We start from the raw sequence: 13,826 nt of genomic DNA on the forward strand, positions 1-13,826 counted from the left end.
AGGGTATCCGCGGATACCCTGCCGAAACGCGTCGGCTTAGTTCGGATTGGTGCGTTCGAGGATACGGGTGAAGTCGGCCTGCGTCTTGGCGATCGTTCCGTCGACATCGTCGCCGAAGATCGTGCCCTGGATCAGATTGAGGAAGGGTCCGGTGCGGCTGACGAAGAGTTCGTCGGACGAAAATGTGTAGGGTGTGCGCGCCTTGGCGAGGATATTGTAGGCGACGAGATTGCGCTGGTCGAATTTCGCATAGGCTTCGGCGGCGAGGTCGGTGCGCGACGGCATCCCCGATTCCTGGGTGATGTAGACCTGCTGCTCGGGCTGCATGTAGAAATTGACGAAGTCGAGCGCGACTTTCTTCTTCTCTTCGCTGATACCCTTGATCAGGGAAAGCGTATCGCCGCCGGCAAAGCTCGATTCACCGCCCTTCGGCCCCGGGATCGGTGCGACGGCGAATTTCACGTCGGGATATTTGCTGGTCAGCAGATTGACGATGTAGGAGCCGGTCATCAGGATGCCGACCTTGCCCGAGGCGAAGGCCTCGACGGCATTGTTGCCGTTGCCGGAACGCGAGGTCGGATGGATCGCACCGGCCTTCCACATATCGCGATAGGCTGCGATGGTCTCACGCAGCGCCGGCGTATCGACCGTGGCGCTGCGGCCGTCATCGCTCAGCACATCGGCATTGGCGGCCCAGAGATGCGGCAGGAAATCGTAGATCAGCCAGCTTCCCGAATTAGCCACGAAATAGAAGCCATAGGTCTCGTTGCCGAGCGCGGCGATCTTCTTCGCGTCGGCGGCAATCTCCTCCATCGACGCCGGCGCCTTGTTGGGGTCGAGGCCGGCCTTGGTGAAGAGATCGGTGTTATAAGCGATGATCGAGGCATCCGGCAGGGCCGGCACGCCATAGATCTTGCCGTCATAGGTGGCAAGGCGGATGTGAGACGGGCTCATCGCCGCGGAATAAGGCAAGCCCTTCACGAAGTCGGAGATATCCTCGAGACCGTCCGCGGCGGCAAAGGTCGGGAGATAGATCAGGTCGAGCACGGCGCCATCAGGAGCCGCGCTGCCGGCAATCGCCGCGCCCAGCTTCGGCACCATCTGCTCCGCCGTGATCTGGGTGACATTGACCTTGTCGGAGTGCGAGGCGTTGTATTTGTCGGCCAGGCCCTGAAGGACGGCGCCGGACGACGTGCGCACCCATAGGGTGATTTCTTCGGCGTTGGCGAGAGAAGAGCTTGCCAACAGCGCGAGAGCGGTGATCGTCGTTTTCAGTCGAAGCATGCTTGTTCCCCTTTTTCTCGTTCAGGCCTAAGGCCATCGGACGAAATGGACGTTAGATCAGAAATTTTTTGATGTCGACAGTCTGTGTGCAAAATTCTGATGCGCGTTTGATAAAACCTTTTAACAGCACATTTTTTTCTGCTAAAAGCTTTTACCATGAATCGACTACGAGGCGGCACTTGAAGAATACGGGCGATCGAAGACGGACGATTTATGACGTGGCGAAGGCTGCAGGCGTCAGCATTTCGACGGCGTCGAACGCACTGAACGACACCGGCCGGACGAATGCCGAAACACGCGAGCGGGTCCGGCGCGTGGCGGAGGAGATCGGATTTCGGCCCAATGCACTCGCCCGTGGGTTGCTAAGCAAGCGAAGCCATGCGATCGGCATGCTGACGAACGACACCTATGGCAGACTGACGCTGCCGATGGCGGCCGGGGTATCGGAGGTGCTGGTCGATCACGGCGTTTCCGTCTTCCTCTGTGCCACGAACAATGATCCAAGGCTCGCCCAGCTTCATCTGGAGGCGCTTCTTGACCGGCAGGTCGACGGCATCATATTCACCGCGACCCGCCTCGATCTCACGCCGCCGGTCCAGCTGTCTCGCTTGCCGATACCCGTCGTCTACGTCTTTGCCGAGGGACCGGCCGACAGCGTCACTTTCTTTCCGGATGACGAACAGGGCGCCCGCCTCGCCGTCGATCACCTGAAAGAGCTCGGTCGATCGCGGATCCTCCACATCACCGGGCCGCGGGATTATCTCGCCGCTCGCATCCGTGCCCAATCCTATCTCGACGCCTGCGGCGACGGTGCCGAAGCGATGTTCGGCGACTGGTCGGAGGAATGGGGTCACGAAGCAGTTCAGACGGTGTTTGCCCGGCCCGGCGCAAAGCCCGACGCCATCTTCTGCGGCAGCGACGAGATCGCCCGCGGGGTCATCGACGCGCTACGCGACCTTAATGTGGAGATTCCCACGGATGTCGCCGTGGTCGGCTTCGACAATTGGGAGGTCGTCGCACGGCAAACGCGCCCGCCGCTGACCACCATCGACATGGAGTTGAAGGAACTGGGCCATCGCGCCGGCCTGGCAATCCTCAGCCTCTCCAAGGGTGAACCGGTACCTGCCGGCATCACCAGATTGCCGTGTCGCCTGGTCGTGCGGCAGTCGTGCGGCAGCCCCCTTCGATCCGACTGAAAACGACGGCAACGAACATAGACAAGGCGGCGCCGTCGCTATTATCTGTCCGTGCCATTGCCGGAACGGATCAGGCTGTCGCGGCTGACCAGCGACGGTATCTGGAAAATATGCTCGGCGCTGGCGCGGCCTTCTATTCTGGAAATGAGGGCCCGGGTTGCGACCTGACCGAGTTCCCTGCCCGACTGATCGATGCTTGCGAGATTGACGAGGCCGAGTGCTGCGGTCGGCGAATTGTCGTATCCGATGACGGCGAGATCTTCGGGGACGCGCACGCCCATCTCCATAGCCAGGCTGAGAAGGGTGATCGCGTCGAGATCGCTCCAGCAGAATACGGCGCGCGGCCTGTCCTTCCTCGATAGGAATTTTCGCATCGCCTCCTCCCGCTTTGGCGAGGCTATCGGAATTTTGCCGATCGCTGGCGAGGAGCCGAGCCCGCCGCGCTGCATCGCCCGGCGAAACCCGATCTCACGCTGGCGGACGACGGAGACCGCGTGCCCCTGGCGCTCGCCAAGGCTGAGCATTTCGATATCGCGATAGCCGCAGGCAAGAAGCGCTTCGACGGCGATCTCGGCGCCGCGCTGATCATCTGCGTTGACGGTATCGAAGGCCGTAGCGCTGGCATCGTGGTAGCCGACCGCGACGATCGGTATCTGGACTGCGAACTTTGCGAGGATCTCCGAAGGCAAGCGCGGCGCAACGAGGACAAGGCCGTCCATCTTGTAGTCGATCATCGACTCGATCAACGACGTCTCCAGTTGCACGCGCGCATCGCTGACGCCGATCATCGCCTGATAGTGCGAGGGCGCCAGTACCCCGTTTACGCCGGCAATCACCTCCGGAAGGAAAGGATTGCGGATATCGATCAGGAGCACACCGATGGTGAAACTCCGGCCACGCAGCCCTCTAGCTGCCCGCGAGGGGCGATATGCGAGTGCGTCGATGGCATCCGTCACCCTTGCGCGCAGCGCATCACTGACGCCATAGGCATTTCGCATCACCTTGGAAACCGCTGCGACCGATACGCCTGCGTGAGTTGCCACGGTCCGGATCGTCACGCGATCGTTTCGTTGCGGCTTTTGTTTTTCTTCGATTGACATGAAATCTCTGGCTTGCTGCGGATCGTCAACATCGCCCGCAGAACCACCATGGCAGACTGACAACGAAAATTCTATTGCGCTTCCGAAGAAAATGTAGAACGTTATATGGAGAACGTTCTACAACTCGTCGGGAGGACTTGATGAACTTTCAGCCGGCAGCCATCAGCGGCAACCTCGTTTCGCGCGTCTGGTCTGGGGACATGATCGCGCCGCTATCGGATGGCGGTCAGGGAACGGCCGCAAGCTTCGTCTCCAAGACTTTCGAACATGATGGCGCCAAGCTTCCCGTCGAGCTCTTTATCTCCGCACTTGGCCTCTACCGCTGCTTCATCAACGGCGTTCGCGTCGGCAGCGACCTGTTGACCCCAGGTTGGACGAACTACGACGATCGCCTTGCCTATCAGCGATACGACATCTCGAACCTGCTCAAGCCGGGCCTCAACCGCATCGAGATCTGGCTTGCCGACGGATGGTACCGATCGCCTTTGATGTGGGGCGCCCAGGCGATCCCGAATTGCTGGGGCGACAGGATCGGCGCCATTGCGGATCTGATCGGAGCTGATGGCACCGTTCTTTCCACCGACACCACATGGCGAAGCGGTGTTCTGCCGATCCTGAAGTCAGGGATCTATTTCGGCGAAGTCTACGACGCCCGCCAGGAAAACTACGTCGAGACCCACGGCACCGAGAGATTGCCCTTCGACAGAGAGCTGCTCGTCGCGCATGAAACTGCTGCGGTGCGCGAGATGCGGCCACTCGCCGCGGTCGAAAACTGGACCGACGATGAGGGCAGGAAGATCTATGATTTCGGCCAGAATGCCGGCGGCTACATCAGATATACGGTCCGGGGCACTGCCGGTGCCGAAGTCCGGGTGGAGCATTCGGAAGTTCTCGGTCCCAACCGTCATTTCGACAATCGCAACTATCGCACGGCCGCCGCACATACCGTCTACACGCTGCGGGGAGACGGCGACGAGACCTACGCGCCGCATTTCACCTTCCACGGCTTCCGTTATGCCAGGGTGACGATCAAGGGCGATGCGAAGATTCTTGTAATCGCGTCCATCCCGATCTCGTCGGTGCCCGAGCCTGCCGGCGGTTTCACCTCTGGCAATGCACTGGTCAATCGCCTCGTCGAAAATACCATCTGGTCGCAGCGCGCCAATTTCGTCGAAGTGCCGACCGATTGCCCGCAGCGCGACGAACGCCTGGGCTGGACGGGCGACGCCCAGGTCTTTGCCGCAACCGCATGCTGGCTGAGCGACAGCCAATCCTTCCTAAGGAAGTATCTGCGCGATGTGATGGCCGATCAGCGCGAGGATGGCGCCGTCTCACATTTTTCGCCGGATCCGACGCGCTTGCATCCGGCCAATTTCCCGGGCTATGCCGGCTCGACCGGCTGGGGCGACGCGATCGTCGTCATCCCGTGGGTGCTCTACACCCATTATGGTGATCGGGCCGTTCTGACGGAGTGCCTGGATTCCATGGTACGCTGGGTCGATTTCGTCTGGTCGATCTCGGATGGTCCGCTCGTGCGTCCGCCCTCGCGTTGGGGCGACCGAGGTTTCACCTTCGGCGACTGGCTGCAGCCGGTCGGCGACAACAGGAAGCCTCGTCCGACGATCGCCGACGACTGCGCGGCCACGCTCTATCACTTCATCTCGACCGACCTTCTGGCAAGGATCGCAGCCACTCTCGGCGAGCATGCCCTTGAAGAAAAGATGAAACAGCGCGCAAACGAGATCCGGCTGACATTTTCCAACGAGTTCATCACGCCCGCGGGACGGCTTGCCCACAACGACCAGACATCCTACGCCCTGGCCTTCCTTCACAACCTGATACCGGCAGAGCACAGGCAAGCTGCACAGCAGCATTTCCGGCAGGTGATCATCGATGCCGACTACAAGATCGGCACCGGCTTCATCGGCACGCCAGCCCTGCTGCCGGCCCTGACAAAGCTCGGCATGGACGATCTTGCCGAAAAAGTCTTCCTGCAGGAGGATGTGCCGGGCTGGCTCTACCAGGTGTCGAAGGGGGCGACGACGATCTGGGAGCGCTGGGATTCCATGGCGCCTGACGGCACCATCTACGAACCCGACATGAACAGCTATAACCACTATGCCTATGGCGCGGTCTGCCAATGGCTGTTCGAAAGCGTCGCCGGAATTTCGCCGAGCCCGAGCGCACCCGGATTTGCCGAGGTGATCGTCGATCCGGCGCCGATTCCGTCGCTTTCGCCGGTTTCGGCCTATCATGATATCAGCCAGGGACGCATCGAGGCCGGCTGGCAGTGCGACGGCAACAAGGTCACCTATGTGCTGACCCTTCCGGAGGGCTGCATCGGCCGGTTCCGGCCCGGAAAACGGCATCAAAACCCGTCGCTCAACGGAGAGCCTGTTGTCGAGGAAGCCATTCTTCCCTCTGGGACGCACCGACTGGTCTTTTCCCTACCCACTTCCTGAGGAGCATACACGTCACACCGTTCAGAGGAGGAACGTCATGACACATCGGATAAAGCTCATTCTTGCGGGCGCGTCCGCGCTTTTGGCGCTGGTCGCGGCCGGTCCGTCGCATGCAGAAACCACGCTGTCATTCCTGATCGACAATAACCCGGACACGGTCGCGGCGGCCGAGGCACTGGTTGCCGCCTATCAGACAAAGGCGCCTGACGTGACGATCGAAATCGAGCCGCGGGCAGGAGGTGGCGAGGGTGACAACATCATCAAGACGCGCCTGGCGACGGGCGAGATGTCCGACGTGTTTCTCTATAATTCCGGCTCGCTGCTCCAGGCGCTGAAACCCGCGCAGACGCTTGTCGATCTGAGCGGTCTTGCGTCGCAGGCGAAGGTGGACGAAGGCTTCAAGTCGGTCGTCCGCGCCGACGGCAAGCTCTACGGTGTTCCCTTCGGCACGGCGATGGCGGGGGGCATCCTCTACAACAGGAAAATCTACCAGGACCTCGGCCTGTCAGTCCCGAAGACATGGGCGGACTTCATGGCGAACAACGCAAAGGTCAAGGCATCAGGCAAGGTCGCCGTGGCGCAGACCTATCGCGATACCTGGACCTCGCAGTTATTCGTTCTGGCGGACTATTACAACCTCCATGCCGCCGTGCCGAACTTCGCCGCCGACTACACTGCCAACAAGGCGAAATACGCAGAGACGCCGGCGGCCATGAAAGGCTTCGAACGGCTGAAGGACGTTCACGACGCTGGCCTGATGAACGAGGATTTCGGCGCGGCAAGCTATGACGATGGCCTCAGAATGGTGGCAACGGGCGAGGCAGCGCATTATCCAATGCTGAGCTTCGCAATCGGCGCGCTCAAGCAGAATTATCCCGAGAACCTCGCAGATGTCGGTTTCTTCGCGCAGCCGAGCGACGACGCGGCGACGAATGGCCTGACGGTCTGGATGCCGCCCGCCCTCTACATTCCCCTTACCAGTCAGCACGCAGAGGAAGCGAAGAAATTCGTGGATTTCGCAGGAAGCGTCGAAGGCTGCAAGATCATGGTGGAAACCAACACCGTGCAAGGGCCTCCCTTGATCGACGGCTGCGGTTTGCCTGCCGACGTACCGCCTGCGGTGAAGGACATGCTTCCCTATTTCGAGGCCAAGGACAATACGACCCCGGCGCTGGAATTTGTTTCGCCGGTCAAGGGGCCGGCTCTCGAGCAGATCACCGTCGAAGTTGGCTCCGGTATTCGCCAGCCTGCCGACGCGGCAAAACTCTATGACGACGATGTGCGCAAACAGGCCAAGCAACTCGGCCTGCCCAACTGGTAGCGGTCTATCGGGCTAGTTGACCTCGCTCCGAGGGGCGAGGTTCCACCCGATCGAAGAGGTAGTCATGACAGAGACACGCCCCCGCTCGCGCAAATCGCCCTACCCGCTGTGGTTTTTCATTCCGGCCGCAATCATCTACGGCGTGCTGTTTCTGGTTCCCACGGTCTCGTCACTCTGGTTCAGCCTGACGCGATGGGACCTTTCGACGGCTGAATTCATCGGACTCGAGAACTTCCGGCAATTCTTTTCCGAACCCTTCCTAGTCAAGGGGCTCGTCAACACACTGATCTACGCGGTGACGACCTCCGGCCTGAAGACGGTCTGCGGGCTGCTGCTTGCCGTGCTGCTGACCAGCAATATCTTCGCCCGCGGCTTCCTGCGCACGCTGGTCTTCTTTCCCGTCCTGGTCTCGACGATCGGCATCGGCATCACCTTCACGGTGATGATGCATCCGACCAGGGGCATCATCAATGTCACGCTCGAGACGATCGGCATTCCGGGACCTGGATGGCTGACCAATCCGGCGCTGGCGCTTTTTTCAGTGGCCTTGGTCGATGTCTGGAAGGGTGTCGGGCTCGCCACGCTGATCTTCATCGCCGGCCTTGCCGCGATCAGCCCCGATTATTATGAGGCGTCGAGAATTGACGGCGCCACGCGCCTTCAGCAATTTTTCCGGATCACCCTGCCGCTTGTGCGTCCCGCCACCGTCATCGTCGTGACGTTGTCGCTGATCGGTGGGCTTCGGTCATTCGACCTGATATGGGCAATGACCCGCGGCGGGCCTGGCTTCTCCTCCGATGTGATCGCTTCGGTCATCTACAAACAGTACCAGGCGGGTTTCTACGGTCTGTCGACGGCCGGAAACGTCATTCTGTTCGCGCTGATCGCCGTAATCATCCTACCATTCACCCTTTGGTTCAACCGGCGCGGGGTCGAAGAATGAGAAGCAGCCGCCCTTATGTGACCGGCGCGATAGCGCTTGCAGTGGCGGCCGTCATCTTCGTCATGCCTTTCGTTTTCGTCGCTCTCCAGGCGGTCAAATCGAAATCCGAAGCCTCTCGCCTTGATTTCGAATTGCCCGAGCAGTGGCTGTTCTGGGATAATCTGATCGCCGTCTTCAAGGCGCGCGACTACCAGCTCGCGCTCGCCTATTTCAACTCTACGCTGATCACTGTGGTCTCCGTCACGATCCTGATCCTGCTGTCGGCAATGGTCGGATATGTGATGCAGCGCCGCAAGACCGTCTGGAACAGGGTAGCCTCCATTGCCCTGTTCATGGGTCTGATGATGCCTCCAGCCGTCGTGCCCACCATCGGCCTCTTGCAGGAGATCGGTCTCTTCAAGACCATGACCGGGATGATCCTGATCCAGGTCGCCTATAATCTCTCGTTCTCGACATTGCTCTACCGGTCGTTCATTTCGACCATACCACGCGACCTCGACGAGGCGGCGCTGATCGACGGCGCCAAGCCGCGGCAGATTTTCTTCAGGGTGATCCTGCCGCTTTTGAAGCCGGTGACCGTCACCAACATCGTCGTCCAGTCGATCGCGATCTTCAACGATTTCACCAACCCGCTCTACTATCTTCCAGGCAAGGAGAACGTGACGGTGCAGCTGACGCTCTATAACTTCCAGAGCATGTACACGAGCCAGTACAATCTCCTGTTCATGAACATCCTCCTCGTGACGATCCCGCCGCTGATCGTCTTCATCTTCTTCAACCGGCAGATCGTCGCGGGCATGACGGCCGGCGCAGTCAAAGGGTAGCAGAATGGCTGAGCTCACTCTCAAACAGGTTCGCAAGAGCTTTGGCGCCCTCGAAGTCATCAAGGGGATCGATCTGGAGGTTGCCTCCGGCGAGTTCGTCGTTTTCGTCGGCCCGTCTGGATGCGGAAAGTCGACGCTGCTGCGGATCATCGCCGGCCTGGAGGAAACGACGTCAGGCGCGCTGACCATCGGCGGCAAGGACGTGACCTATGCCGAACCCTCGGAGCGCGGCATTGCCATGGTATTCCAGAGCTACGCGCTTTACCCACACATGACCGTGGCAGAGAATATCGGCTTCGGCCTTTCACTCGCCCGCCGCCCAAAGGCGGAAATCGCCGCCAAGGTTGCGGCGACGGCTGAAACCCTGCAGCTCACCCAGTTGCTGGAGAGAAAGCCGAAAGCACTCTCCGGCGGCCAGAGGCAGCGCGTCGCCATCGGCCGCGCGATCATCCGCGATCCCAAGGTCTTCCTGTTCGACGAGCCACTATCCAATCTCGACGCTTCGCTCAGAGCCCAGATGCGCCTTGAGATCGCCGATCTGCACGCCCGCCTGAAATCGACGATGATCTATGTCACCCACGACCAAGTCGAAGCCATGACGATGGCGGATAAGATCGTTGTCCTGAAGGGCGGCGCGGTCGAACAGATCGGCAGTCCAATGGAACTCTACCGCAATCCCGCGACACCATTCGTCGCCGGCTTCATCGGCAGCCCGAAGATGAACCTCTATGGCGGCGAGATAGCGCGGCGATTGAACTGCACGACCTATGGCATCCGCCCTGAGCATATCAGGCTTTCGGAAAGTGCCGGGCAATGGCAGGGCAGGATTCGGCATCTCGAGCGGCTTGGCGCTGACGCGATCCTCTACCTCGACGTTCCCGAACTCGGCGAGATGGTGGTGCGCGCCGAAGGCGAGACGCCGTTTGCGCCTGGAATGACGGTCTGGGCAAATCCGGTCGAAGGAGCGGAACATCGATTCTGAAGCTAACGCCCGCCCGCCGTCTCGCTCATGAGCCTGCGGAATTTCAGGCGAGAAGACGCGCGGGTTGGCCTTGGCGGATTACCAGTTCGACCGCCTGCTTGTCGAAAGATACGAAGCTCTCGCCGCCAAGCCATGCGCCTTCATGGGCAATCACGCCATCTGCGAAATCACCACCCGCCTCCAGCATGGCCAGTCCTGCTTCGACAGCAGGACGGTTCATCGCCACATTGCCCGCGTTGAGCAGGTCGTGGATCGTCTGTGAAACATCTTCCTTTGAGAGCCTGGCTCCTCGACGCAGTATCCAGACCAGTTCACATAAGCTCGGCAGAGAAACGGCGATCAGCGATGCTTCCTTAAGGAGCTTTGCCGCTGCCCTGCCCTGCTCAGCATCATCCTGCAGGACGGCTCGAGCAAGAATGTTGGTATCGACTGAAACTTTCATTCCTCGCCGGCCCAGCCCGAAGCCACGATTTCGTTCATCTCTTCGATGGTCAACGGCTTATTCAGTTTGCCAGCATGCCGACCGATAAAATCGTCGATTGTCCCCGTTGGACGAGCGGCCTTTACCCGCAGCTCGCCCCCAGGCAGCTTGTCGAATTCGATCCGCTCCCCCGGTTTGACCCCAAGGTGCGTCAGCAAGTCCCGTCTCAGCGTGATTTGCCCTTTCATTGTGACCGCAAGGGAAGGCATGGAAAAATCTCCTATCTCATACCAATACAAAAGTAATGGAATTTTCCCTTACATTCAAGGTTAGAGTGGTGGGGACTTTGCCTTCACCTGCCTTGTTGGTACGCGGCTCGCTCCAACCGAAGAAAGCGCGCCGATGCAAGAGCCGCTTTCTTAGAACCGGTCGGGACGCAGGGGTTCGAGATCGATGGCCGGGCTCTGTCCCGCGACCAACTGGGAAACGAGATAGCCGGTCAAAGCCGACAGCGTCAGGCCTAGATGGCCGTGGCCGAAGGCATAGGTGACATGGGGCAAGCGGCGCGAGCTGCCGATCACCGGAAGGGAATCCGGCATGGACGGGCGAAAGCCTAGCCACTCGTCGCTGCCTTGCCCGGCCGCCGGCAGGAGCATTTTCACGCCGTCACGGATCACCGCGGTCCGCTTGGGGTTCAAGGGAGCGGCAAGGCCGCCGAGTTCGACGGTTCCAGCCGCGCGCAATCCATCTGCCATCGGCACCATGTAGAAGCCGTGTTCGGGATAGCAGACCGGGCGCGACAGCAGATGGCCCGCTTGCGGGAACAGGACGTGATAACCGCGCTCGGTGTCGAGCAGGACGCGATCGCCGATCGATTCCGTAAGCTCGCGCGAATGGGCGCCGACGGCGACGACCGCATGGTCGGCAAGCATTTGCTTGTCCGCGATCCGCAGGCAGATGCCGTTGTCGCGCGGCTCAATCGCCGAGATTTCGCCGCGGACGATCTCCCCGCCGCCGTTTAGAACAGCCTCTGCGAGCGCGAAGGCGAGTTGCCTGGGGCTGGAAAACACATAGGCGTCAGGGAACAGCACGCCCTTGTGGTAGAGCGGCGCAAGATTAGGCTCCATGTTCTGGATATCGGCGCGCTCCAGCCGGTCCATGGCGACGCCATGACGCTCACGCAGCGAGTTCTCGGCGTCAGCCGCCCGGAATTGCTCTTCGGTCTTATAGAGATAGAGGCAGCCGTCATGCCGCTTCAGCCGTTCGGCGCCTGCCTGCGTCACAAGCGGTTGCCAGGCAGCATCGGCGTGGGAAAGCAGCACCGCCAGGGTGCCGGCGATCCGCTCGACCTCGGCTTTCGTGCTCGATGCCAGGAAGGCGCGCAGCCACGGGACTAGTTGCGGCAGGTATCTCCAGACGATCGCCAGCGGACCGAGGGGATTGAGTAGCATGCCAGGCACTCGCCAGATGACGCCTGACGTCGCGACGGGAACGACGCCGTGCGGGGCAAAGGTGCAGGCGTTCCCATAGGAACAGGCCTGCCTGTAGGATGTATCGCCCAAGGGCGGCGCCGGATCGACAATCGTGATCCGATGCCCCATTCTTTGCAGCCAGAGGGCCGAACAGAGGCCGACCAGTCCTGCACCGACAACGGCCACATGCCGACGCTCGGCGTCGGGCAAGGGCTGAAGCTCCGGCAACGGCTTGTTCATCGGCTAGACCAGGCCCGCCAGAGCGCGGGGACGATCGTTCAGCGTGGCGGCGATGATGCGTAGCGCCGTTGCAAGTTCGTCCCGCGACGATGCGCAGCCGACATTGACGCGAACGGCATGCTCGACCGGCTGGCGGTCACAGGCAAAGGCGGTGGCGGCCATGACGGCAACGCCATGGGCACGCAGATTGGCGGCAAAATCCTCGCATCGCCAAGGGGCCGGCAACCTCAGCCATAAAAACATGCAGCGCGGATCGGCGGAGAACGAATGGCCGGCAAGGATCGTCGTGACGATCGCATGGCGCGCGCGCAGCTCCGCAAGCTGGGCCTTCAGGATCGCTTCGGCCGTGCCGTCTTCCAGCCAGCGGGTCGCAAGCAGCAGCGGTAGCGGAGAGGGCATCCAGGCGGTTGTGCGGACCGCCTCGGCAGACAGCAGCGCCCGGCCGGGCGGGCACAAGAGATAGCCGACGCGCAGACCCGGCGCCAGCGCCTTGGAGAGTGCCGATATATGGTAGGTTCTGGTTGGAGCAAGCGTGATCAGGGCGCTTGCGCGGGTCCCGAGCATCGGTCCATAGACATCGTCCTCGATGATGACGAGATCGTGCTTCTCCGCGACGTCGACCAATTCCCGCCGGCGAGCCTCGCTCATGGTGACGACGGTCGGATTGTGCATCGAGGGAACCGTGAAGACGGCGCGCACGCTCTCCCGGCGGCAGATATCGTCGAGCTCCGCCGCCGACATCCCCTGATCGTCACTTCCGATGCCGATGATGCGGAAGCGGAACATCTGGGCAAGCGCGATCAGGCCGTAGTAGGTCAGCCTATCGCAGACGATGGTGTCGCCGGGCTCTATCAGGCTGCTGATCCCCGCCAGTAAAGCATGCTGGGCACCACTGGTGACGACGATATCGTCTTCGGACGGATCGAAGCCGTTGAGCGATATCCATTTTCGCGCGGCGTGGCGCGCCCAGGCAGGACCTTCCGGCGGCTGATACTCCTGCATCTGGCGGAAGCGCCGGTCCGATGAAAGGTCCGGCAGGGATTGGGCGAGGCGCTGTTGGAAATCGTCGACGGCCGGCCGGTTGACCGTCAGGTCTATGACACCGGTCGGGCTCGCTGCCCGGTCAACCCGCGGCATGGCGCCGTCGCCGATGACGATCGTGCCGCGCCGGGTGCTGCCCATTACAAGGTTGAGGTTTTGCAATTCGCGGTAGGCGCGCGTGACGGTGGAGACGTTGAGCGACCGCTCTCGCGCCAGGTCGCGCTGCGGCGGGAGCTGACTGCCGGGAGGCAAGGCGCCCGAGCGGATCTTCGCCTCGAGCTCGCTTGCGAGCTCCAGATAGGCGGGTATCCGCATTTCCCGCTCCTGATTTGTCCGGGTCACTTCCGATCTTTCAGACATACAATTCCCGTAACAGCGGCGTAAATTCCATAAGCCGGACGCACACATCAATCCCCGAGGCGCTGCGATTCAGCTCGCTTACGTGCGACATACCACGCTTTCCCAGTGTTTTCGAGAGCCTGCCGCCACCACCACACAAAATTATTTGTGTGGCTTGACAAGCCGAAGTAGGCCGAGACA

At 61.0% G+C, this 13,826-nt stretch carries 12 protein-coding genes; 6 read left to right on the forward strand and 6 right to left on the reverse strand.

Going from position 1 to position 13,826, the window contains the following annotated elements; translation table 11 throughout:
• Window positions 1–36: 36 nt before the first annotated feature.
• Window positions 37–1,284: a sugar ABC transporter substrate-binding protein gene (locus tag G9X67_RS25625; RefSeq protein WP_171599986.1), complete on the reverse strand. Its 1,248-nt coding sequence runs from the start codon at window positions 1,282–1,284 to the stop codon at window positions 37–39.
• Window positions 1,285–1,463: 179 nt separating this feature from the next.
• On the opposite strand from G9X67_RS25625, the gene G9X67_RS25630 reads away from it, so the two are divergent.
• Window positions 1,464–2,480, forward strand: coding sequence for a LacI family DNA-binding transcriptional regulator (locus G9X67_RS25630; RefSeq protein ID WP_138390241.1), 1,017 nt, complete (start codon window positions 1,464–1,466; stop codon window positions 2,478–2,480).
• A gap of 41 nt (window positions 2,481–2,521) precedes the next feature.
• Here G9X67_RS25630 and G9X67_RS25635 read toward each other — a convergent pair whose 3' ends face one another.
• A complete protein-coding gene (locus G9X67_RS25635) occupies window positions 2,522–3,580 on the reverse strand; it encodes a LacI family DNA-binding transcriptional regulator (protein ID WP_138390239.1) in 1,059 nt (352 codons plus the stop codon).
• A gap of 140 nt (window positions 3,581–3,720) precedes the next feature.
• On the opposite strand from G9X67_RS25635, the gene G9X67_RS25640 reads away from it, so the two are divergent.
• The 5 genes from G9X67_RS25640 (at window position 3,721) to G9X67_RS25660 (ending at window position 10,112) form a co-directional block, all read left to right on the forward strand.
• Entirely contained in the window at window positions 3,721–6,042 is a 2,322-nt protein-coding gene (locus G9X67_RS25640) for an alpha-L-rhamnosidase (protein ID WP_171599987.1), read from the forward strand.
• 37 nt (window positions 6,043–6,079) lie between these two features.
• Window positions 6,080–7,363, forward strand: a complete 1,284-nt coding sequence (locus G9X67_RS25645; protein WP_171599988.1) for an extracellular solute-binding protein — start codon at window positions 6,080–6,082, stop codon at window positions 7,361–7,363.
• A gap of 64 nt (window positions 7,364–7,427) precedes the next feature.
• Window positions 7,428–8,306 (forward strand): sugar ABC transporter permease, encoded by an 879-nt coding sequence (locus G9X67_RS25650; protein WP_138334592.1) that lies wholly within the window; start codon window positions 7,428–7,430, stop codon window positions 8,304–8,306.
• Window positions 8,303–9,130 carry a carbohydrate ABC transporter permease gene (locus G9X67_RS25655; RefSeq protein WP_138334591.1) on the forward strand — a complete coding sequence of 276 codons (828 nt, stop codon included), beginning with the start codon at window positions 8,303–8,305 and terminating at the stop codon, window positions 9,128–9,130. The genes G9X67_RS25650 and G9X67_RS25655 overlap by 4 nt, the downstream gene beginning before the upstream one ends.
• A 4-nt stretch (window positions 9,131–9,134) precedes the next feature.
• A complete protein-coding gene (locus G9X67_RS25660) occupies window positions 9,135–10,112 on the forward strand; it encodes an ATP-binding cassette domain-containing protein (RefSeq protein WP_138390229.1) in 978 nt (325 codons plus the stop codon).
• 43 nt (window positions 10,113–10,155) lie between these two features.
• Here the strand turns inward: G9X67_RS25660 and G9X67_RS25665 are convergent, their stop codons facing one another.
• The 4 genes from G9X67_RS25665 to G9X67_RS25680 all read right to left on the reverse strand — a co-directional run bounded on the left by G9X67_RS25665 (window position 10,156) and on the right by G9X67_RS25680 (window position 13,646).
• On the reverse strand, window positions 10,156–10,554 hold the full coding sequence (locus G9X67_RS25665) for a type II toxin-antitoxin system VapC family toxin (RefSeq protein ID WP_029873484.1): 399 nt from the start codon (window positions 10,552–10,554) through the stop codon (window positions 10,156–10,158).
• The gene (locus G9X67_RS25670; RefSeq protein ID WP_171599989.1) at window positions 10,551–10,802 is read right to left on the reverse strand and encodes an AbrB/MazE/SpoVT family DNA-binding domain-containing protein; all 252 of its coding nucleotides are present in this window, start codon (window positions 10,800–10,802) and stop codon (window positions 10,551–10,553) included. The genes G9X67_RS25665 and G9X67_RS25670 overlap by 4 nt, the downstream gene beginning before the upstream one ends.
• 150 nt (window positions 10,803–10,952) lie before the next feature.
• A complete protein-coding gene (locus G9X67_RS25675) occupies window positions 10,953–12,245 on the reverse strand; it encodes an FAD-binding oxidoreductase (protein ID WP_171599990.1) in 1,293 nt (430 codons plus the stop codon).
• Between the two features lie 3 nt (window positions 12,246–12,248).
• Window positions 12,249–13,646 carry a PLP-dependent aminotransferase family protein gene (locus tag G9X67_RS25680; protein ID WP_138334587.1) on the reverse strand — a complete coding sequence of 466 codons (1,398 nt, stop codon included), beginning with the start codon at window positions 13,644–13,646 and terminating at the stop codon, window positions 12,249–12,251.
• Between the last annotated feature and the right edge of the window lie 180 nt (window positions 13,647–13,826).

Source organism: Rhizobium sp. WYCCWR 11152, from assembly GCF_013087615.1.
In the GTDB taxonomy this organism is placed as follows: domain Bacteria; phylum Pseudomonadota; class Alphaproteobacteria; order Rhizobiales; family Rhizobiaceae; genus Rhizobium; species Rhizobium indicum.

What these genes read in the sequence shown, in the direction of transcription:
- G9X67_RS25625 (WP_171599986.1), bottom strand. Translation starts at nt 1,284, where the DNA reads ATGCTTCGACTGAAAACGACGATCACCGCTCTCGCGCTGTTGGCAAGC.
- G9X67_RS25635 (WP_138390239.1), bottom strand. Translation starts at nt 3,580, where the DNA reads ATGTCAATCGAAGAAAAACAAAAGCCGCAACGAAACGATCGCGTGACG.
- G9X67_RS25640 (WP_171599987.1), top strand. Translation starts at nt 3,721, where the DNA reads ATGAACTTTCAGCCGGCAGCCATCAGCGGCAACCTCGTTTCGCGCGTC.
- G9X67_RS25645 (WP_171599988.1), top strand. Translation starts at nt 6,080, where the DNA reads ATGACACATCGGATAAAGCTCATTCTTGCGGGCGCGTCCGCGCTTTTG.
- G9X67_RS25650 (WP_138334592.1), top strand. Translation starts at nt 7,428, where the DNA reads ATGACAGAGACACGCCCCCGCTCGCGCAAATCGCCCTACCCGCTGTGG.
- G9X67_RS25655 (WP_138334591.1), top strand. Translation starts at nt 8,303, where the DNA reads ATGAGAAGCAGCCGCCCTTATGTGACCGGCGCGATAGCGCTTGCAGTG.
- G9X67_RS25660 (WP_138390229.1), top strand. Translation starts at nt 9,135, where the DNA reads ATGGCTGAGCTCACTCTCAAACAGGTTCGCAAGAGCTTTGGCGCCCTC.
- G9X67_RS25665 (WP_029873484.1), bottom strand. Translation starts at nt 10,554, where the DNA reads ATGAAAGTTTCAGTCGATACCAACATTCTTGCTCGAGCCGTCCTGCAG.
- G9X67_RS25670 (WP_171599989.1), bottom strand. Translation starts at nt 10,802, where the DNA reads ATGCCTTCCCTTGCGGTCACAATGAAAGGGCAAATCACGCTGAGACGG.
- G9X67_RS25675 (WP_171599990.1), bottom strand. Translation starts at nt 12,245, where the DNA reads ATGAACAAGCCGTTGCCGGAGCTTCAGCCCTTGCCCGACGCCGAGCGT.
- G9X67_RS25680 (WP_138334587.1), bottom strand. Translation starts at nt 13,646, where the DNA reads ATGTCTGAAAGATCGGAAGTGACCCGGACAAATCAGGAGCGGGAAATG.